Source organism: Microcoleus sp. D2_18a_D3, from assembly GCF_036702455.1.
Classification (GTDB): domain Bacteria; phylum Cyanobacteriota; class Cyanobacteriia; order Cyanobacteriales; family Microcoleaceae; genus Microcoleus.
The window spans coordinates 16,661-35,376 of sequence record NZ_JAUBTK010000081.1 but is presented as its reverse complement, the minus strand read 5'-3'; the positions used below and the strand labels follow the sequence as shown (position 1 = coordinate 35,376).

The 18,716-nt window shown below is 45.7% G+C and carries 20 protein-coding genes; 8 read left to right on the top strand and 12 right to left on the bottom strand.

Features of this window, described 5'->3' with window-relative positions; translation table 11 throughout:
* Positions 1-175: 175 nt before the first annotated feature.
* The 3 genes from QUB06_RS27430 to QUB06_RS27420 all read left to right on the top strand — a co-directional run bounded on the left by QUB06_RS27430 (position 176) and on the right by QUB06_RS27420 (position 1,099).
* Entirely contained in the window at positions 176-388 is a 213-nt protein-coding gene (locus QUB06_RS27430; protein ID WP_333437964.1) for an element excision factor XisH family protein, read from the top strand.
* On the top strand, positions 379-759 hold the full coding sequence (locus QUB06_RS27425; protein ID WP_333150128.1) for a XisI protein: 381 nt from the start codon (positions 379-381) through the stop codon (positions 757-759). Before QUB06_RS27430 ends, QUB06_RS27425 begins: the two co-directional genes overlap by 10 nt.
* Before the next feature lie 103 nt (positions 760-862).
* Positions 863-1,099, top strand: a complete 237-nt coding sequence (locus QUB06_RS27420) for a helix-turn-helix transcriptional regulator (protein ID WP_333371290.1) — start codon at positions 863-865, stop codon at positions 1,097-1,099.
* A 74-nt stretch (positions 1,100-1,173) separates the two neighbouring features.
* Here the strand turns inward: QUB06_RS27420 and QUB06_RS27415 are convergent, their stop codons facing one another.
* Together QUB06_RS27415 and QUB06_RS27410 are read right to left on the bottom strand one after the other, a co-directional pair.
* Complete coding sequence (locus QUB06_RS27415) at positions 1,174-1,416, bottom strand: helix-turn-helix domain-containing protein (protein ID WP_015175929.1); 243 nt, start codon at positions 1,414-1,416, stop codon at positions 1,174-1,176.
* A gap of 53 nt (positions 1,417-1,469) precedes the next feature.
* Positions 1,470-1,712 (bottom strand): helix-turn-helix transcriptional regulator, encoded by a 243-nt coding sequence (locus tag QUB06_RS27410; RefSeq protein ID WP_333437962.1) that lies wholly within the window; start codon positions 1,710-1,712, stop codon positions 1,470-1,472.
* 115 nt (positions 1,713-1,827) lie between these two features.
* Here QUB06_RS27410 and QUB06_RS27405 point away from each other — a divergent pair, with 115 nt between their 5' ends.
* Positions 1,828-2,079 (top strand): peptide ABC transporter substrate-binding protein, encoded by a 252-nt coding sequence (locus QUB06_RS27405; RefSeq protein WP_333437961.1) that lies wholly within the window; start codon positions 1,828-1,830, stop codon positions 2,077-2,079.
* A gap of 173 nt (positions 2,080-2,252) precedes the next feature.
* Positions 2,253-2,555: a Rieske (2Fe-2S) protein gene (locus QUB06_RS27400; RefSeq protein WP_333437960.1), complete on the top strand. Its 303-nt coding sequence runs from the start codon at positions 2,253-2,255 to the stop codon at positions 2,553-2,555.
* A gap of 205 nt (positions 2,556-2,760) precedes the next feature.
* Here the strand turns inward: QUB06_RS27400 and QUB06_RS27395 are convergent, their stop codons facing one another.
* Complete coding sequence (locus tag QUB06_RS27395; RefSeq protein ID WP_333437959.1) at positions 2,761-5,661, bottom strand: TIGR02921 family PEP-CTERM protein; 2,901 nt, start codon at positions 5,659-5,661, stop codon at positions 2,761-2,763.
* Positions 5,639-7,246, bottom strand: coding sequence for an exosortase O (gene xrtO, locus QUB06_RS27390; RefSeq protein ID WP_333437958.1), 1,608 nt, complete (start codon positions 7,244-7,246; stop codon positions 5,639-5,641). The genes QUB06_RS27395 and xrtO overlap by 23 nt, the downstream gene beginning before the upstream one ends.
* 124 nt (positions 7,247-7,370) lie before the next feature.
* Between xrtO and smpB the strand changes: the two genes are divergently transcribed.
* From smpB to QUB06_RS27375, 3 genes are all read left to right on the top strand, one after another.
* Positions 7,371-7,838, top strand: coding sequence for an SsrA-binding protein SmpB (gene smpB, locus QUB06_RS27385; protein ID WP_190736615.1), 468 nt, complete (start codon positions 7,371-7,373; stop codon positions 7,836-7,838).
* Positions 7,839-8,642: 804 nt separating this feature from the next.
* Positions 8,643-9,329, top strand: a complete 687-nt coding sequence (locus QUB06_RS27380) for a tetratricopeptide repeat protein (protein ID WP_333437957.1) — start codon at positions 8,643-8,645, stop codon at positions 9,327-9,329.
* Positions 9,326-9,556 (top strand): Osc7112_2153 family protein, encoded by a 231-nt coding sequence (locus QUB06_RS27375; protein ID WP_333437956.1) that lies wholly within the window; start codon positions 9,326-9,328, stop codon positions 9,554-9,556. The genes QUB06_RS27380 and QUB06_RS27375 overlap by 4 nt, the downstream gene beginning before the upstream one ends.
* A 282-nt stretch (positions 9,557-9,838) precedes the next feature.
* On the opposite strand, the gene QUB06_RS27370 is transcribed toward QUB06_RS27375, so the two are convergent.
* The 8 genes from QUB06_RS27370 to QUB06_RS27335 all read right to left on the bottom strand — a co-directional run bounded on the left by QUB06_RS27370 (position 9,839) and on the right by QUB06_RS27335 (position 18,425).
* On the bottom strand, positions 9,839-11,302 hold the full coding sequence (locus QUB06_RS27370; RefSeq protein WP_333437963.1) for an IctB family putative bicarbonate transporter: 1,464 nt from the start codon (positions 11,300-11,302) through the stop codon (positions 9,839-9,841).
* Positions 11,303-11,537: 235 nt separating this feature from the next.
* Positions 11,538-12,425: a histidine kinase dimerization/phospho-acceptor domain-containing protein gene (locus tag QUB06_RS27365; RefSeq protein WP_333437955.1), complete on the bottom strand. Its 888-nt coding sequence runs from the start codon at positions 12,423-12,425 to the stop codon at positions 11,538-11,540.
* A 157-nt stretch (positions 12,426-12,582) separates the two neighbouring features.
* On the bottom strand, positions 12,583-14,022 hold the full coding sequence (locus QUB06_RS27360) for a 1-acyl-sn-glycerol-3-phosphate acyltransferase (protein WP_333437954.1): 1,440 nt from the start codon (positions 14,020-14,022) through the stop codon (positions 12,583-12,585).
* A gap of 456 nt (positions 14,023-14,478) precedes the next feature.
* The gene (locus tag QUB06_RS27355; protein WP_333437953.1) at positions 14,479-16,485 is read right to left on the bottom strand and encodes a ribonuclease R family protein; all 2,007 of its coding nucleotides are present in this window, start codon (positions 16,483-16,485) and stop codon (positions 14,479-14,481) included.
* Between the two features lie 314 nt (positions 16,486-16,799).
* Complete coding sequence (rpsR, locus tag QUB06_RS27350) at positions 16,800-17,015, bottom strand: 30S ribosomal protein S18 (RefSeq protein ID WP_006631377.1); 216 nt, start codon at positions 17,013-17,015, stop codon at positions 16,800-16,802.
* 300 nt (positions 17,016-17,315) lie between these two features.
* A complete protein-coding gene (gene rpmG / locus QUB06_RS27345) occupies positions 17,316-17,504 on the bottom strand; it encodes a 50S ribosomal protein L33 (protein ID WP_190658616.1) in 189 nt (62 codons plus the stop codon).
* A 38-nt stretch (positions 17,505-17,542) separates the two neighbouring features.
* Positions 17,543-18,076, bottom strand: a complete 534-nt coding sequence (locus tag QUB06_RS27340; RefSeq protein WP_333318016.1) for an RDD family protein — start codon at positions 18,074-18,076, stop codon at positions 17,543-17,545.
* A 106-nt stretch (positions 18,077-18,182) separates the two neighbouring features.
* Positions 18,183-18,425: a DUF7219 family protein gene (locus QUB06_RS27335; RefSeq protein ID WP_333284583.1), complete on the bottom strand. Its 243-nt coding sequence runs from the start codon at positions 18,423-18,425 to the stop codon at positions 18,183-18,185.
* Positions 18,426-18,716 lie beyond the last annotated feature (291 nt).

Below are 18,716 nucleotides of genomic sequence, written 5' to 3'. Positions count from 1 at the left end.
AAGGGTATGGTTTTTCTAATTTTAATAATTTTAGGAATCGCGTATTAGCTTGCTTTTCTGATTAGATAAACTTATAATCATAAGTTCAGGAGAGCCCAATGGCTTTTTTCCGGGATGCTCTATCTGCCCATTCTTGTAACTTTTTGATGCCTTCTCTTGTTCCCCACTTTTAGACCTGAATCCTTACCACGAGGCTATAGGTCAAGCCTGGAATTATAAAGTGGTTTTGGAAGAGTCAGAACCGGATAGACTTCTTTATTTGGCAATTCCAGAAGATATTTATGAAGAGTTTTTTACTCGGCGTTTAGCTCGAATGTCAGTGACGCGGATGCAATTAAACTTGATTGTGTTTAATCCTGCGAGAGAGGCGATCGTTATATGGAAATAGAAAAGTATAGAGAGCTAATTCAATCAATCATTGAAAAACACTCTAGCTGCGGTTCGGACGATGGGGAGATAGAAACTGAAATTGCTTGTGACATCAAACGCGATCGCTATTTGATGTTTCATGTGGGATGGCGTGGAGAAAGACGAGTTTATGGTTGCGTTATTCACATCGATATTAAAGAGGACAAGATTTGGATTCAGCGAGATGGAACTGAAGTAGGAATTGCTAATGAGTTAATTGAAGTCGGAGTACCCAAGTCGGATATTGTTTTAGGGTACAGGTCTCCCTATATGCGTAAGTTTACGCTGGTTGGCGGCGGGCTAGGCGATCGCCCCAGCCAAACTCCGGTATTTGACGAGCCATACAATTAAATTGAGAGGGAAAAAACGATCGCACTTAATCTACAAAGTTTACCGCACTTGGTGACAATCAGCAACGTTTACAGGAGGGTGACTCTCTGACACAATCGGGAGCATGGGAAGAGCAGGTAAAGCCCTCAAAAAAATATTAGAGGCATACGATATCAGTCAATATCAATTGGCGGCCAAGATGGAAATCGATCGCTCAAACGTTAGCCGTTGGGTGAGCGAAGAACGAGACCCATCTGCCGAGGCGGTATTTGCGATTAAGCAAGCGTTGCAGACATTCAATCGGGAGGCGGCTGATGAATTCGTCAGGTTGTACCTGGGAGATGGCGAGGAAAAGGGTTAATTTCTGAGGTGTGGAGAGTGTCGCACCGATCGCCCTTGCTGCATTCAAGGGCGATCGCCCGATCGCCCATATTATTACTCTTCAAGTTTTTCCTCCAAATCATCTAAATACAAACGAATAAAATCCCCTGCTGCATCGGGATTAATTTGCTGTAATCCCTTGCGAATCTCTAGAACCGCTTCAGATGCCGGATCTCTATTCTCGTTAACCCAACGGTTAATGCTCGATCGTCCAATGCCCATAGTCGCTGCCAATTGATTTTGGCTGATGCCATAGGTTTCTAAAACCTGCTTCAGCGCTTTTCCTGCCTTACTCATGGCTTCTATGTTCTCAGAAGCTCGCAGCTAAGTAAAGATTGTGGACATTATTATTACTCTTCAAGTTTTTCTTCCAAATCATCTAAATACAAACGAATAAAATCCCCTGCTGCATCGGGATTAATTTGCCATAGTGCTTTCCGAATGTCCAACACTGCCTCTGCTACGGGATCTCTACTTTCATTGACCCACCGGTGAATGTTGGAACGTCCTACCCCCATTGTCACAGCCAAGCGATTTTGGCTGATGTTATAAGTTTCCAGCACTTGCTTGAGTGCTTTGCCTGCTTTTCCCATGCCTCAGATTGTCTCAGAGGCCGATCGTTTCGTAAATGTTGCCTATAGGTAACATTCAGGATAGAATGATTATGTTGCCTATAGGTAACATCAACCGCAAAAACACAAAACGCTGATGCCGAAAAACTTCCTTGCCAATCCCCCAGCAACCGATACTGCTACAGCGACAGTACCTGTAGCAGAGCCTCCGCAACCCGATCGAGAACCCGTCAAAATCCTGCTGATAGGTTCTCCCAAAGCGGTGAGGAGCATCATTCACATCCTTTATTGTTTGGGTTTTGCCTCTGTCAGCGAGTGGAGCCCGCTGCAACCTGCCCAAAAGCCCGGTGAAGTTATGAGCCTTCTCATGCGTTACCTGCGGCTGTAGGGGTGATATAACATTCTTTGCGGGCGTGAATTATCGCCAACAGCTTGTACAGTCTATTCAGACTTTAAGAGGTGTTGGCGTTAGAATTAGACCGCGATCGCTCGTTGTTCAATATGCCTTTCGGACAATCGCCCATTAGTTTCCAATAATTTATTTAAAGCGAGGAAGATTATATGTGGGTAGAGATAACAGCGCTAAATCAAGTTCCTGAAGGGGGTGTGTTGAAGGTAAAAGTTGACGAAAATTCACTGATTTTGAATCGTCAAGGCCTGAATGTCACTTGTTACCGCAATGCTTGCACTCATTTAGAATATCCGATCGACATGGGTAAGGTAAATAACGGCATCATTACCTGTCCCTTTCACAAATATCAGTACAAATTAGATACGGGTAAATGTTTGAATGCACCAGGGGATTCCCTGGAATCTTATCCGGTGAAGATTGAGGGCGATCGGGTTTTTGTAGAAATAGATTAGTTATTCGTTATTTGTTAAGTCCGACAGGGGTTTAAACCCCTGTCTCATAGCTAAAGTCGTCTAAAGACGACTGTAGATTAATATTTGATATCAAGTCTGGCTTAAATACTCCCTCACTCTCTTAGTCTGCGGAGGCAGACTTTGTTTTTGTAGTAGCGGTTTCAACCGCCGAACCATCGAGGGAGTAGCCAAGCCGGATTTACTTTCAACCTACCATTTTCGCGCGCCGCTGGCGGAGGAAAATCACCACAAGCCCGATCGCACCTACCGCCAAAAGCAGCCATTCTTCCGGTTCAGGAACCCCCGAAACATTCAGAGGATTATTCGGCTTAGTTAACTCCTCCTTACCGGATTCTACCTCTCTGTCAAATCGATCGCTCTTAGCTTCCGCTGCTTTTAGCTGCTCCCTTTGCGCGTCATTAACTAACACAATCATCGAAGAATAAGGCGTCACCACTTTGAAATTTTTAGCTACAGCGTGCATCGCATCCAGTTGCGTCAGTTGATTGGAACTTTTCTGCTTGCTAAGTGCAGTTATCAACTGGCGCGCAGCTATCGGTTTAAAGCCTTCATTTCCGGCATTTTTTGACTCTGCGACTGCCGCCGATTTTGCGGTTTTTTTCGACTGCGGGGTTTTGGCATAACTCCAAGCATAGCCGTCAACAACGCTAACTGTAGATTTGCCCGAAGCTGCTGTTGTTGCTACTCGCTGCATCGCCTCTTTCATATCCGTAGCAACTCCACCGCCGCTATCTTGAATCACCTTTAAAGTTGCGTCGTCGTAGCCGGGGGGCAAACCTCCCAAATGCACTGTCCATAGGGGTGAAGAGATGGAAAGTTTAAGTTTGCGATCGTCCGATAATTCGTAACTGTGGCGATCGCTCACCACAAATACAGTATCGTAACTTTTATCGCCCCGCAACTGTGCAAACTGTTGCAGCATATCTTTGAGCTGGATTGTACCGTAAAATGTCACTTTTGCGGCATCGAAACTGCGTAAATCTTCCACAAACTTAGGTGGCATTCCCGCAGCGCTGGCGACATACAAATCAACAGCATTTTTGGCTGCTGCATTAGTTTTCAACCATTCAAAAGTCTCTTTTACTTGCTTATTTTCCGCCGCCATGCTGCGGGAAGTATCCAGAATAACTGCAAATTTCTTGCCTTGCGGTAGGGAGTAATTTGCATCAGCCAGTGGCTTAGCAGAAATGATATTTCCTCCCGGTAGAATCGCCTGCTGCGCTGTTAGCGGTTGCTGTGCGACTGCGGGCAAAAAGGGTGGTAGCCAAGTTTCTCTGGCTTCTTTCCCGCTGTATTTTACCTCTTTTCCGGCGATCGTGCGGCGAGTATTTTGGTTCCAAAAAATGTTGCGTTTTTCAGCCAAAACAGGCATCGCCCAACCCTGCGGCTGGCGCATGACTTTGTAAGTCAGCCACAGGTGCATTTCGGTTGGCCCGTTAGTTGGGGTGAATTCTCGTTTAGCCGGAATTGGAAAAGCCCGCAAGCGGTATTGTTTGGGGCCAATTTGTTCTAGCAAAGCCGGATCGACTCTTTCTACTACCTGCTGGTTGTAAACTTGCTGTGCGGCACCGCGAGGCGATACCGTAAATACAAAACGTTTGTTTAAATCCCCAGTATCTCCCAGCCAAACTCCTGTAACTGCGGCGCTTTCTGGCAGGGAAAAGTAATAAAATACTTCTTGTAAGTTCGGCGTTTGATTTTTGTAAACTTCGTAGAGTTGAACGTCAGCCCAGTCGCCGTTTTCTTTGACTGTCACTTCTTGCGACTCCAACCATACTTTTTCCTCACTGACATTCAGCAAACCGGCTTTTGCTTCTTCGCGATTTGATGTTGACTGTACCGCGTGTTTTACTGCTTCTGTGTCGCCTTTTTGCAGTTCCGTATCGAAGAATTCGCCGTAGAGTTTTTCGGCTTTTTCCACATCAGCACTAGAGCCTTGATACAAAAACGGCGACATTAAAAAATTATAGCTGTTCTGCAAGGTGTGAGCCGCTTCGTCAGGAAAAATCCAAATATTTTTGTACATCTCATAAATGTGGTTGTTTTCTCCCACAGTGCTGAGGTAGCGGTAAGGGGACAAATAAGCATTGACTAAGCCCGATCGAATCATATCAGACTTGGCTAATAAAGTTTGGCGAACCGTGTCATTTGCGGGGGGAGTCGCCAACATTTTCAGTGCTGCAACTTGCGGTTGCTGCTGCAAAGCCGAGAAAATAGCCAGCCAAGCTGCTATCACTCCCAAACTTCCGATTAGCGCTTTATTTTTCCCGTATTGTGCAGCAAAACTCTGCCATATTTTCCGGCCGGAATGAATGTATAGAAAGCCGTACAGCGAAGGCATAACCACGAACAAGCTACAGGTTAAACCAAACAATATAAACGATAGCGGTATCCAAATTAAAGCCGAGGCCCACGCCCCGTATTTAAACATCTCCAGAAATGGTGAAACCCATGTAAACTTGAAAAATTGAATGACGAAAAATAAGAATCCATAAAGTGTATACAATGCCACAGGTACAGCGTAATAAAGCAGCAATGTTGCCGCCCAAACGCCAACTACTATCATTAAACTGTGACATCCTAATTGCAGCCACGCACTTCGCTTTTCTCCGATCCAACTGAAAAAACGAGGCGGTTTCTTATGGGAATTCTGGGAATCGAAAATATTTTGAACATTTTCTCTTTTACCCAGATATCCGTACAGAATTTCCACTGAAAATGCTGCAATGCACAAAGCAATAGTAGCGATGATTTGAGAACTAGCTGGAGTGAGTTCTCGCAGCAGGAACAAGCGGAGCAAACACAGCAAAAATAGCGGTGCTTCTACGCCGTAAAACCAACGCATTAGCTGTAGGGGTTGCTTGCCAAAACGCCTAGCTCCTATTACAGTACATACAGTGGGTACTGCGATCGTAGCTGCCATCGTCAAAGAAAACTCTAGGGGGATGATGCCATCGATTGTGGCCTTAATTAATGGCCCTCCTATAAGAGGCAAAATTCCCAAGTAAACAATCGATAAAAATGTCAAATTCCAGATCCAAAAAATTGTTTTAAAAATTCCATCAAACACCTGTTTGATTTTCATTTACTTCTCCTTGTAAGCTTTGTTTAACGGTAGTGTATACATTACTAGCAAACTCTTTTACTTCATTATTTTCTGCTGGTAGCGAACTGTCAAATAAAATGGAAACTAGCACCCAATTGTGATCTTTGTGGGTGAGGTCGCTACCGATACGGGACATGAAGTTATCTGTAGTTAGCTGTGCAGATTGCAGCCAGTATGCTGCTGATAATTGGTTGTTTTTGAGAGACAGCCAGCGCGCAGTTACTGAAGGAGTTAGTTGTTTTTTTTCTATGCCATTGACGGGAATTCCGCTGGCTACAAAACACAACTCGGGGGCGTGATAAGTTTGCCAGGATGTGCTGGCTACTGTGAGCATGGAACCGCGCAAGTTGCCGGCGACAAATCTGATTTTTTCTGTTTGCGTGTCTGGATAGTTGCCAAAGAATTTTTGTTCGCTAGGATTCAGGGGAATCGACTCTGATTTAATGTATTCAGGCAATCTTAAAGGTGCGATCGCCATTTTTGATGTTTCTACATGAGACAGTTGAGCCATGACTGCCAAAACTGTGACTACTGCAATTATTCCTGGTTTGGCTAAAGGGTGATTTGGGAGTATTTCTGAGTTGGGTTTGGCAGAAATACCGCTGGTTTTTTCTGGTTGAAATTTCGGTACTCGTTGCAGCATTAACCACGTCAAAAAACAAGCACAGACTAAACCGACAATTCCCAGAGGAACGTGCATGATTTGTGCTAGGTTTGGCTGATTAAACACTTCTGAAACCAGGACTAAAACAGCCACCCGCGCAGTGTTAGCAGACACTAACATTAAGAGATTAGCAGCGGCGACGGCTAGCCATCTCAAGCTTAATTTACGCCCTTCCAGCCAGGTAGCAGCTAGCAAAAATAGCGTTCCGACTAAGAGGGTTTTAATGCCGCTACAAGGCACGTCAACGTGAGCGATGCCGTTTTCCAAAACGATAATATCGTAAGAAGAAATAGCGCCAACGTGCAGCATTGAGAGCAACTGTTCTACTACCTGAGCAGTCAGCACTCGCGCCGGCAAACCTAAGCCGCTATTAAACTGACTGTTGAATGGTAAAATACAAGCCAGCAAGCCCGCAACTGGCAAGTTTTTTTGCCAAAATTTCTGCTCGACGAATAAGCCGCACAGCCCGTAAGTTCCGAGGATAAATAGCAGGACAGTAACTTGTTTGATATCAATTATGTACTGAAGGGCGATCGAGCAAATACCCGAACCCAACATCAATAGCAGCGGATCTCGTCTTAAAACGAAATTGGGGGAAAATCCGGGTGGGCGATCCTCTTCGTTGGCGTAGCCCCCGTAGGGGCGGGCTGCGCTAACGGAGTTCCCAATCGATCGCACTCCTAATGCTACAATCAGAAAGCCAATTACTATCTTGTACAGTGTGGGTATCTCAACAAACGAGGATAACAGCCACTTAACAGCCGAGATATTGGCCCAAAACCAAGCAAGCGCCAGCAAAAAAGGAGCCAGCCAAACCAAATTAACCGCAGGATGAGGAGTAACAGAATCTGGAATTGCAGAATCAGTGATATTGGTGCGCTGCATGATACCGCTTGACATTCACGTTGGTGACATCTTAGCTCAGCCAAATTGGTAATGTCTAGACCGATTATTTAAGTTTTGTCAAGCTTCGATTTTCTCTACAGAGAAGCTAGCGTTATAATTAATTTTAGCGGAGGTAAAAATGAGCGAAAAAAGCCCAGGATACAAAATTGTTAGCGATAACCGACAAGCGCGCCATCTCTATGAAATTATAGAGACATACCAAGTGGGCATCGAATTGAAGGGAACCGAAGTCAAATCTATTCGGGAAGGAAAAGCAAATTTGCGGGACGGATATGGATTAGTTCGGAACGGCGAACTGTGGCTGATCAACGTTCACATTTCGCCTTGGAGAAGTGCTAGCAACTATTTTAATCACGAACCCCGCCGCACACGTAAATTGCTGATGCACAAACAGGAAATTCGCAAATTAATCGGCAAAGTGGAAGAAAAAGGGTTGACTTTAGTGCCGTTAAAAATGTATTTGAAAGGCGGCTGGGTAAAACTGGATATCGGTTTGGGTAAAGGGAAGAAACTGTACGACAAGCGTGAAGATTTGAAGAAACGCGAAGACAAGCGGGATATGGAAAGAGCGATGAAGCAATATTAGTCATTAGTCATTAGTCATTAGTCATTAGTCATTAGTCATTAGTCATTAGTCATTAGTCATTAGTCATTAGACATCTCCGGAAAAGAAACTGAAACCTTTGCTACTCAAAGGTTGAAATTGAATTTCGGAAGATGTTTATTAGTCAGGAGTAATTAGTAATTAGTGATTAGTGATTGTCCCTAGTGACTGATTATTTTAGCTCGCGTTCGGTTAATTACTCATCATAATATTTCTCAATATCTCCCCTTTAGGATTTTGAGGGCTTCTATCGTCACTACAAACTTAATTAAAGTTATTTCACCGGAGTCCATCCTATCGGCTCTCCTGCGGTTGTGCTGGAAACGGTAGTGTGAGCGTCTCCCTCACCCAGGCTTTCGGGCCCGTACCACAAGAAGTTTTATTTTTATTATCGCCTAAAACTCAGGCGAGCCATCTTATCTCCTCATACAGTCGCATATTGGCGCTCCTCGCATCCAAACTAAGTATTATTACTTATCTATCGTCAACAGTCGTGCCTTCTTCCGGGTTCAGGCTTCCCGGTTCTTTTTTTCTGAAAATATCCGGATGGCTTGTGGAGTCCCATGAATGATTAACCTATGCTCGAATACATCTGGGTAGTGGGGCTTTACCCAACCATTCGGCTGTGGACTGACAAACTCTTATGAGAAATAAGCTCAAACCTGAGTTATTTCGTAAGATTATGACGCCATTAGGGTGGCAATTAAATCTGGCAAACAAAATATCGCTCAACTCTCAAGTTACAAAATGCTAAAAATGACACCATTAGCTAACATTTTCAATGCCATGAAAGAGCCAGAAAAAAAGCATCACAACTCGAAGTGGGGAGCATTCTTGCTGATGCTAGCAGTAGGCTTGGGCGGCTGGAAAATTGGATTGCCGGAACTGGCATCTTTTTTTAATAATATGGCGTTTGAAAACTACAAAGCCAATCGATTGGCGGATACTCAACAAGCATATGAGTTAGCGCTCGCTGTAGATCCAAAAAGCCGAACAGCTCTTTACAATTTGGGATGGTTGTGTGAAGAGGTGCAAGATTTAGAATGCGCCCGAAGAAAATATTTGCAAGCTGCAAAACTCGGTCTGCCTGCTGCTTACAGCAATCTGGCTCGATTATATATCGTCGATCAAAAAAACTATCCGGCTGCGGTTCATTTCTTGTGGCTGGGTTTGAAATTAGCTGAGGACGATCGAGTAAAATATTCTTTACTCAAAAACTTGGGATGGGCTCGCCTGGAACAGGGTCGATATTCAGAGGCATTGCAACATCTGGATGAAGCGATTAAACTTGATAGTGAAGGACCAGCAAGTTACTGCTTAAAAGCGCAAGTCCTAGAAAAAATGAAAAATACTAAGGCAGCGCTACCGCAGTGGAAAATTTGTCTAAAGTATGCGGATTCTCAAGAATTCGATGAGGATATATGGATAGGGATGGCACGTCAACGATTAAACGAGGAAAAAACAAATAAATGAAACGCACAGTTTTGTTTTCATCAACCATACTGGCAATTATAACGGTACTGGAGCTAAGTCAAGCCTCAACAGCACTGCCAACTCCTTCGACTGTTAAAATTACCGTTAATGAATCAGTCGAAACGCCGTTCGACTCTAATCAAGCGAGGAGGAGGGGGTGCAGAGATAGAGATGGTGGAAAATATACGTGTCCCAGATTCATCATGCCTTCGGAGAGCGAAGAATAAGAGTTATTTTCAATAAATTTTGTAGAGTGTACCATAACCACTTTACAGCAACAGGTATGTAGTATGTATTAGTAGTATGCAGGGTGCGCCCTCCGCACCTTATAGCATTTGAGATTTGAGATTAATAATTGAAGAATTGGAAATAACTTATGGCTATAATGGTTTGCAGCTTGCATAAAGCTGCATTCTTTTTTGGCACTGATATAACTCTTTATCATTGCTGTATCGGCTATTGCTGGAATCCGCACCGGGCGGGGAGAAAATCCCCGCCAGCAATTCTATCTACTCGCCCTCCGTCAAAGCTGAATCTTGTGGCTGCTGGTGTGAGTTGCTGTAAAAACTAGCAATAATCGCCACCATCAACCACCAAAGCATATTAACTTCTGGCCGGTACCAAACTGTATCGACAAAACCGTGGGCCATCATGCCGGCTAAAGTTGCGATCGCCCCTATCAGCCAAAACCCCTGATTCGATTTTAGATTTGGGATTTTAGATTGGGGATTTCGGGATTCTTCCTCTAAATTAGAGATGTTAAATTGTGAATCCCGAAGATTTTTTATCTGCAACAAACCTTGATTAACTGTTACTGTTAGCATCCACAGAAAACAAGTTAAACCGATAAAACCGGTTTCCACCGCAATTTCCAGCAGCACAGAATAAGCGCTCAAAGCAGTGAATCTCGGCTTCATATAAAGCGGATAAACTTTATTAAAAGCAGTGTTTCCCGGGCCAATTCCGAGAATTGGTCGATCGCGAATCATGTCAATCACCGCCGTCCAAACATTAATCCGAAAATTGTTGCTGCTGTCACCTCGGCCGATAAACATACTCGAAACTCGATCGCGCAGGGGCTCCACTAAAGCCACTCCTAAAATTAAGGCTCCCGCCAAACCTCCTAACCCTAACGGCAGCGCCCAAGTTCGCCAGAACCGAGGCATCAAAGGGCTGTACCAGTACCACAGCAGCACTAAAAATACCACCAGTAGAGCCACAAAACCGATCCAAGCACCCCGGCTGTCCGTGTAGCGCAAACACGCGCAATTCACCACCAGCATCGTCAGCGCTAAAACTCTTGTTCCCCATCCTTTCCACACAAAAAGTGCGGCGGCGCTCAATGCAATGGCCGGCAGTAAATAGGAACCAAGCAAGTTAGGATTTCCCAGAAAGCTGTAAACTCGCGTGACATTGGCTTGAGTAGAAGTCGGATCGTTCCAAGTAGCTAAGGGCGGCACTTTGTCAATCCACTGCCGCACGCCGTAGAAACTGACAATTAAAGAGATGTTCAAAAATACGGCAATTAACCACGATCGCCAACGGGGCGATCGTAATATCCGAGCCATCAGCGCAAAAAACAGCAAATACAGCGTTAGCTTGCTCCAACCAGTAGCAGCGGCGACTTTCACCGGCGACATCGCGGTTGCGACGGTGGCAATGCCCCAGTACAGCAGTACCAGCAAGTGAATCGGCGTGAAGGGGATCTCGCGATCGTCCGAAACAGTCAGCAGCACCCAAAATGCAGCGCTAGCCGCCATCAACACCCCCACCAAGGCATTGTTTACAAACGGCGCCAAACCGAAAGTCAAGGCCAGCAAAACAAAACCCAAGGGTTCTGCCCACTGCATCAGCCAGCTACTCTGCCGCCAACTGCGTAAAGAGCCGATCGCCAAATTGAATAAATAACTTCTACTTTGCCACTGAGAGAGCGGCAAATTTGCCAGAGTTAATTGTTGCCAAACTGAATTCATTGCTATTTTAGATTTGTACTTAGTAATCGGTAACTGGTAATTGGGAATTGGTAATTGGTAATTGGGAATTGGTAATCGGGAATTGGCAATCGGGAATTGATAATTGAAAAAAGTTGAGTTATTTTTCTTCCTTCTTTCAGCAGTTACGTCCTCGACACTGCTTCTTCCTTCTTCCTTCTTCCCTCTTCCTTCTTCCCTCTTCCTTCTTCCTTCTTCCTTCTTCCTTCTTCCTTCTTTAGCCTTCCAACAATTCCGTAGCATTTGTGCAGGGCAGCCAGAGCACGTAGCGATATCCAGATTCCGGGGCTCCTTGAATTGAGAGTTGGCCGCCTTGAATTTCCACCAACTGGCAGCAAAGCAGCAGCCCCAAGCGTTCCCGCGCCCCGTAACCAGCTAACACCGGTGCGGTATCCTCGGCATTCTCGGCCACCAAAGCCGCCAACTCAGAAAACGCCAGCGTTAAGCGCTGCGAACCCTGTGTCGGGAGTTGCGCTTCGAGTCCGAGGGAGTCGGTTTCGGAGTTCGATGGCGAACCGCTACCAGATCCGGCCTTCAACAAGTAGTCGGTGTAGAGTTTAGCATGGGGCAAACTTTCCCCTAACCAAGGATGAAAAACCCAAACTCCGATGTTGATACCGTCTTCTTTCCGAGAAACGTGGACTCGAATCACGCTGCCTGCCCCAGCAGATTGAATAATGCTAAAAATTAAGTGGTGCAGCATTTGCTGAACCTTATCTTTATCTATCAACCAGATGCGGTGCCCGGGCCCCATCGACAAATTAATTTCTTGCTCTCGTCTACTTGCCGCCGACGACAGGATTGTCACAACCTGCTGGCACAAAGTTTCTATATCGACTGCGGTTCGCTTCAAGGTGAAAGCGGAATCATCTAGTTCTGACAGTTCCAAAATTTCTTCAACTAGCGATCGCAAAGAGCGGCTGCTGTCTTGGATCACGTCAATATATTCTTTTTGCTTGCTCGTTAAGGGGCCATAAATTTCTTGTTTCAACACGCTTGCCATGCCGAGGACAGAAGTGAGCGGTGTGAGCAATTCCTGCGCTAAATTATTTAGCAGTTTTACCTTAATTGAGTTAGTAGACAAATCGATAGGTTTGTTAGTCATTGGTAATTTTTATTGGTTCATTGTCGAGCGAGCGTTTGCGGTTCATTAGACCTATTCCAAAAGTTTATAACAATCTGTTTATAATTCACCACAAAAAAACCTAGTGAATAAAAATATATATTCCTTCTTCCCTAGAATCTCTGGTTTATCTGAGTAATTAAGATTTAATCATTGCTTCTAAAGCTGATTGCAAGTCTTGAGTGAGTTCGGCAACTGCTAACCTGCGACTGGTTTGATATCGATCCCAACGATCGCTCACTGATATGGGTTCGCCCACGGTCATTTGTACCTGCTGTTTGCCCAACTTCGGTCTGCCGAAAGGATTTCCCCCTTTGATGCGAGCCAGTACGTCCCACAGCAGTAAAGTTGTTTCTGCCAAACGTTCTGCTGTCAGTTGTTCTGCGACGTACCTGCCCGTGACGGACACGAAACTTTCTACAAGTCTCATGTGCCACATCCGAAGACTTGCTTCTTCAGCGAGGCGATCTGCTAATCCTCTTTCTAAGGGAGAAAGTGCTGCAATATCTTTGATATCTTCTCGATAAATATACTCCCAGCCTGCTTGTTCCACACGGCGGCAGCGGTCTATTAAACTGCCTTTGGGCTTTAAGTTAAAATATTCTTCTGCTACTTGCAAACCCACGTCTAACAGTGCTTTCAGTCGAGCTATCATTACTTCATTGTCAAAACCATTTGTCGTTTTTTCGGAAACTGATGATGGTAAAATAGATACTTTTTCGGGTAAGTTTTTATGATAAAAACGGCTGTAAAATTCTTCCATTACTGCTAGCAAATGGCTGCCAAGTCGAATCAGGCGCAGATATTGGAATTTGTGATTGTGGTTTTCGGAATCGGGATTTGCCGCCTCTAAATTAGCGTTCTCGGTGCGTTCTAAGGGTGGCAGTCCGCAATCAATTTCTAATTGAGTTAAAAGTTTTTCTAGGGGTTGCCAAGGTGGGTTGACATAGCGGTATTGAATGCCGATCGGCACAATTAAAACTTTTTCAGTGCGTTCGGCTTTCAGCAAATCTTCAACGCACCAGAAACCCATTTGAGCAATTCCCGGTTCGAGGGGGCTAACTATTTCATTGTGACCGTTGGTAGCGCCTTCTGGGGCGGCGGCGATCGGGAATTGGCTGTTGGCAAATAAATTGCGGGCCGATCGCAATCCGACGCGATCGATCTTCCCGCGAACAATCGGAGTGCCACCGAGTTGGGAATACAACCAGCCGACTCCCGCACCGGCCCACAGGGGAATGCCGCGATCGTAGATAAAGTGGGAATGTACGGGGAATTGCAGGGGAATGCCTTTGGCGCGCGCTGCCTGGGGAACGAGTTTCCAAATTAGTTGTCCCAAACAGTAGGGATCGTCTGAGTTGGGGTGGCGGAAGGCTAGCAAGAAGCGAACTTTCTGATTTTGAAATTGGTGGAATAGTTCGGCGAGGGTTTCGACGTTTTCGGCTTGAACGTGGCTGATACTCGTCCGAAATCGCAGCCACCAGGGGAATATTTGCTTACAACCTTGCACCACTAGCGGGTTGTAGGCTGGGGGTATGAATTCCAGCGGCGGCTGAACTTGGCTAATTGAATTGGGCATTTTGCGATTTTAAATTTTAAATTTTAGATTTTAGATTACTAGGCTGCGGTAAAATTTTCCAATTTTTATGATGCTGAAGTTTTTTTATTAACCGCAGAGGACACAGAGGACACGGAGGAAGAGAGGAGATAGCAAAGCGTGTCAATTTAACGTCAAAAGTATTACCCGTCTTGGATTGAATATCATGTCCAGTCGATCGACCCCAATATTTTGGTCGGGGCGGGTTTAGGGGATTTCTGGCTTATATTACAGATCGGGGGTGAACTAGCCTTGACCAGAATTAGGATTATTTTACAGGACTAGATATGAAACCATCATCTTTTTTACCCCCCTACCCTTGACAAGGGGGAGTAGGGGGTATGCGAGGGGGTCAGAAACTCGACTAAAAACGAGATTTATCCTCAGTTTCAGCCTTCACCACAGCTTTTTGCAATCTAAAATCTAAAATCTAAAATCCTATTGTGCGGCTTCAAATATCATTTCCTGGAAGTTAATGACATCCGATCGCGGATCGCAGTGGGTTACTTTGACTTCTAGCCGATCGCCTATTTCGACCGATCGACCAAATCGCATTGCCAATTCTAAACCCAACTCTTCCAATAAAATCAATCCGAGATTGCTGTCTTCCCTCAACCAGCGCAGCATTAAAGCTTCCCAAACTTCATCGGGGTTGCGCCGCAAATATTCCAATCCCCAATAGCGGTTAGTTTGGCGTTCCACGGTGGATGCTTCTTTAACTGCGGTGCCGAGACACATCACAATGTCCTGTATTTCTTCGGCGGAAAAAGGCAGTGGTTCGCCGCGCAGGTGGGCTTTGATTTGGAAGTGAGTCAGCAAATCGGTATAGCGACGGATCGGGGAAGTAACTTGAGTGTATAATTCCAAACCCAAGCCGGCGTGGCGTCCGGGGGTGAGGCCCATTTCGCTGCGGGGCATACACCGACGCACGGCGCAAGCGCGGGCGGGGCCTGCGGGTACGGCTAGGAGTTCTTCATCGGGAGGGAGTTCGGGCTGTGGCTGATAGCGGTAGGGTATGGGCAGGCTGTGAGCTTGACCGTAGCGGGCGGCTAGTTCGCCGGCTAAAATCATCATTTCGGCTACTAGCATCCGGGCTGTGGAGTCGTCGATGACGTGGATTTTGATGTCGTCGCCGTTGACTTTGATGACGGATTCTGGCATGAAAATGCTGATTGCGCCTTGGGCTTCCCGCCATTTTTGGCGCAGTTTTGCTGCAGAGGCGATCGCAGCTATTTCCGGTTCTGCTTCTATTCCCAACTCCAGCATTTCGTCTACGTCATCGTAGGTCAAGCGGTAGGTGGGTTTGATGGTGCTGATGTGGATGCTGTAATCTTGAGCCGCGCCGATTTCGTCTAAGGTGACGCTGAAGCTGAGCGCGCTGCACTCTTTGCCTTGAATTAAACTCATTGGCCCGGTTGCCAAAGCTGGGGGAAACATGGGGATCATTCCCGTGGGCAGGTAAACCGTAGTGGTGCGCTTTCTGGCTTCGAGGTCGAGTTCGTCTCCGGGGGAAAGCAAGCGGGTGGGATCGGCGATGTGTATCCACAGGCGCTGCTGGCCGTTTTCGAGGAATTCTAAGCTGAGGCCGTCGTCGATTTCGGTGGTGCTTTCGTCGTCGATCGTGTAAACCTTGAGGTGAGTTAAATCGAGACGATTTGTGTCGGAGTCGGTTGGGGGATTTTCTAGGCAGCGTTGGGCCACTTCTAATACCTTTGCGGAGAATTGTAGGGGAATTTGGCTGCGCCGCAAAAACAGGTTTTCGTGGGTACTCCACAGGCCGAGATCGACTAGGAGAGCAAATGCTGCTTCGGGGTTTTCGGATCGTTGTAAGCTGGCTAAAGTTTCTAAGGCTGGGGTGCGGTGCGTTGCTTCTTCTCCCAGGATGGCAAAGCGTTCTAGGGCGTCGAGGCGAGTTCGATCGCTGTGTTCCCAATCTACATTTTCCCCTGCCAGCCGCTGTTTGACTCGATCCCAAAATCCTTGGGATTCTTGGTGTCGCTGCTGTTCTACTTCTTGCTGGTGTTTGATTTCGGCTACTTGGGCGGCCGATCGCGGTTCGTAGCGATCGCCCTTTTGTTTAAAATACAGTTTATCTGTTGATAGCAAACAGTAAGCCGCATAACACTGGGCCGCACTGCGATCTGAAAATAGCAGCATTGCCAGGGATTCGGGATCTGCTGTTTCTCCGTCACCGACTAAAAGTTCCCAAGCAACTTCCAAACTCGACGGATCTGAGTATGCTTCTACTTCTTTGAGAAATTTGGGAATGTCGGAGGGTTTGTAAGTTTCTCCGACTACTTCGTAGGTGATTTGTTTGGGCGGTATGCTGTGCGGTTGACCGTTTTCGTCTACCACGACCCAGTTTTTCTTGCCGTCGGGGCGATCGGCAACTGCCAGACGGCGGTCGCCGTGCAGTCTAAATTCTACTAACGTTCCCTTCTCCACTTGCCAGCTTTATATTTGAGATTTTGGATTTTTACAGTAGCCACTTATCGAGTTTCGAGCTTGCGATTTTAGATTTTGGATATTGGCAATTTTTCTGGTCAATTGTGAAAGTTAAAATCTAAAAAGTTGTTCTTTCTTCTTGCTTTTTTTTAACTTTTGACTTGTGATTAAGACTTGCGCTGCAACGACTCTTAACCCTATTTCGCGATTATTTCGCTGCATTCTTGCTGCACTTTATAATCACATAAAGATGTTCTTTTCGCGCAAGTCTTAATTCCCCGTCCAAAATCTAAAACCCAAAATCCCAAATCCTGTTAACCTTCTTGGTTTACGAAGGGCATCAAAGCTACAATTCTTGCTCTTTTGATGCTTCGGGTCAGGTCTCGCTGCTGTTTTGCCGTCAAACCGGTAATCCGGCGGGGCAAAATTTTACCGCGTTCTGTGACGTATTTTTTGAGCAAATCGACATCTTTGTAGTCGATCGGGTCTCCTGGTTTGATGGGCGAAACGCGCCGGCGAAAGTAAGTCATGGTTTGTTGTTTGTTGACTGTTGACTGTTGACTGTTGACTTAGTTTTTAGTTATTAGCCGTTAGTTGCTAGCCGTCAGTAAAGCATTGGTTAGTTATCTGCTTTTCGCGGGTCAGTCGATTTTAGATTTTAGATTTTAGATTTTAGATTTACTCCACAAATGAATCTGGGAGATTGAACCTTCGTCTAAAATTTTGCGATCTCCACTCAGGATTGTCGGGGGATTTTACCCGTTTTTGGGCGGGTTCAATATCAATTGCCAACAACTGATGACTGATGACTAAGGACTAATGACTAATCACTACTTGATCTCTTTGTGGGCAGTGTGCTGGTTGCAGTGGGGGCAGAACTTTTTGAGTTCTAGCCGCGCCGTCGTGTTGCGACGGTTCTTGGTGGTGGTGTACCGAGACACGCCTTTTGAGCGTTTGCTTACGTTTGTACGGCACTCAGTACACTCTAGAGTAATTATGATGCGGACGCCTTTAGCCATAATTCTAAATAAATTTCGACTAATTTAAACACAATTTATTATCTTCTCACATTGCTCTGCACTTGGTCAAGCAATCTTCTAACTTTGATGTCGAGGGAGTAGCCGCGGCGGGTCCCGACGACCATCGTCCCCCCGATGCGATCGTGGAAAGCTTGGGGAAACCTTTCGCCGGAGTTGAGGGCAACGCTACAGTCGATCGCCAGGGGCAGCATCAGCAGCAAGACGGCGGCGTTGGTAGAGGTGAGCCCAGCTATACCTGCGAAGGCTAAGGCGGCGCAAAAGCCCAGCAATGCTTCGCGCTTGCACAGTTCTTGCACTCCGGGAGTCCGTAGGAATCTGGTATCGGCAACTTTCATGTCCAAAGCCCAGCGCCCAATACTTTGACCTTGGTTTTTCCTGACGATGGCTACGCGCAGGATCAGCCACAGCAAAACAAAAAATATGGTTTGGGCGATCGCATTAGTGCCCAGAAGCAAACTGGGCAGCCAAACTGCGATTCCGTCAATGCAGAAGGCCGCTGCGCGGCGGCCGACGGATACTTTGGGAAGGAGGGGTACTAAATCGGAACTCATAGGCAAAAAGGTCGATCGCTACTAGCTACTTTTTCATATTAAGCTCTCGATTAATCGATCGGCATCACTGGCGCGTAAATCAACGTCAAAGCCAACCGCTAATTCTTCAACCTGAAAATGGATTTTCGCCTATTCCCAACTGCTTTTTCGACTTTTCCACCTCTTCCCAGAGTGTTTGTATCTGAGTAAATGCCTGTTCCACAGAGATTTTACCGTTAGATGTCAAGGAACTTATGTAACCCACTCGCTGAGAAAACTCTTGTAAATTCGCATTAAATACTAAATTCTCTGGCTTTACTTCACCGTAATAGCGAGTTTGAGGATATAAAAAATTTGAATTGGCTACCATTGCTTTAACCTCGCCTGAAAACTTTTTTCCTGAACATATCAATATTATAAACCACGCTCACCTGCTAAAGTTGTGTTGCAATTAGCAGAAATAATGTGACATTTGGCGAACTTTTTTGTGATGGAAATTACACGAACAGATGAGGGTGACAAAAACCTCAGTAATTTCACATATACAAATTACGCAGGCGGGGTCAATCGATTTTAGATTTTAGATTTTAGATTTTAGATTTTAGAATGGAAGCATTGACTCCACGGATAAATTCGGGGGGCAAGTTTCATCGGATACAGG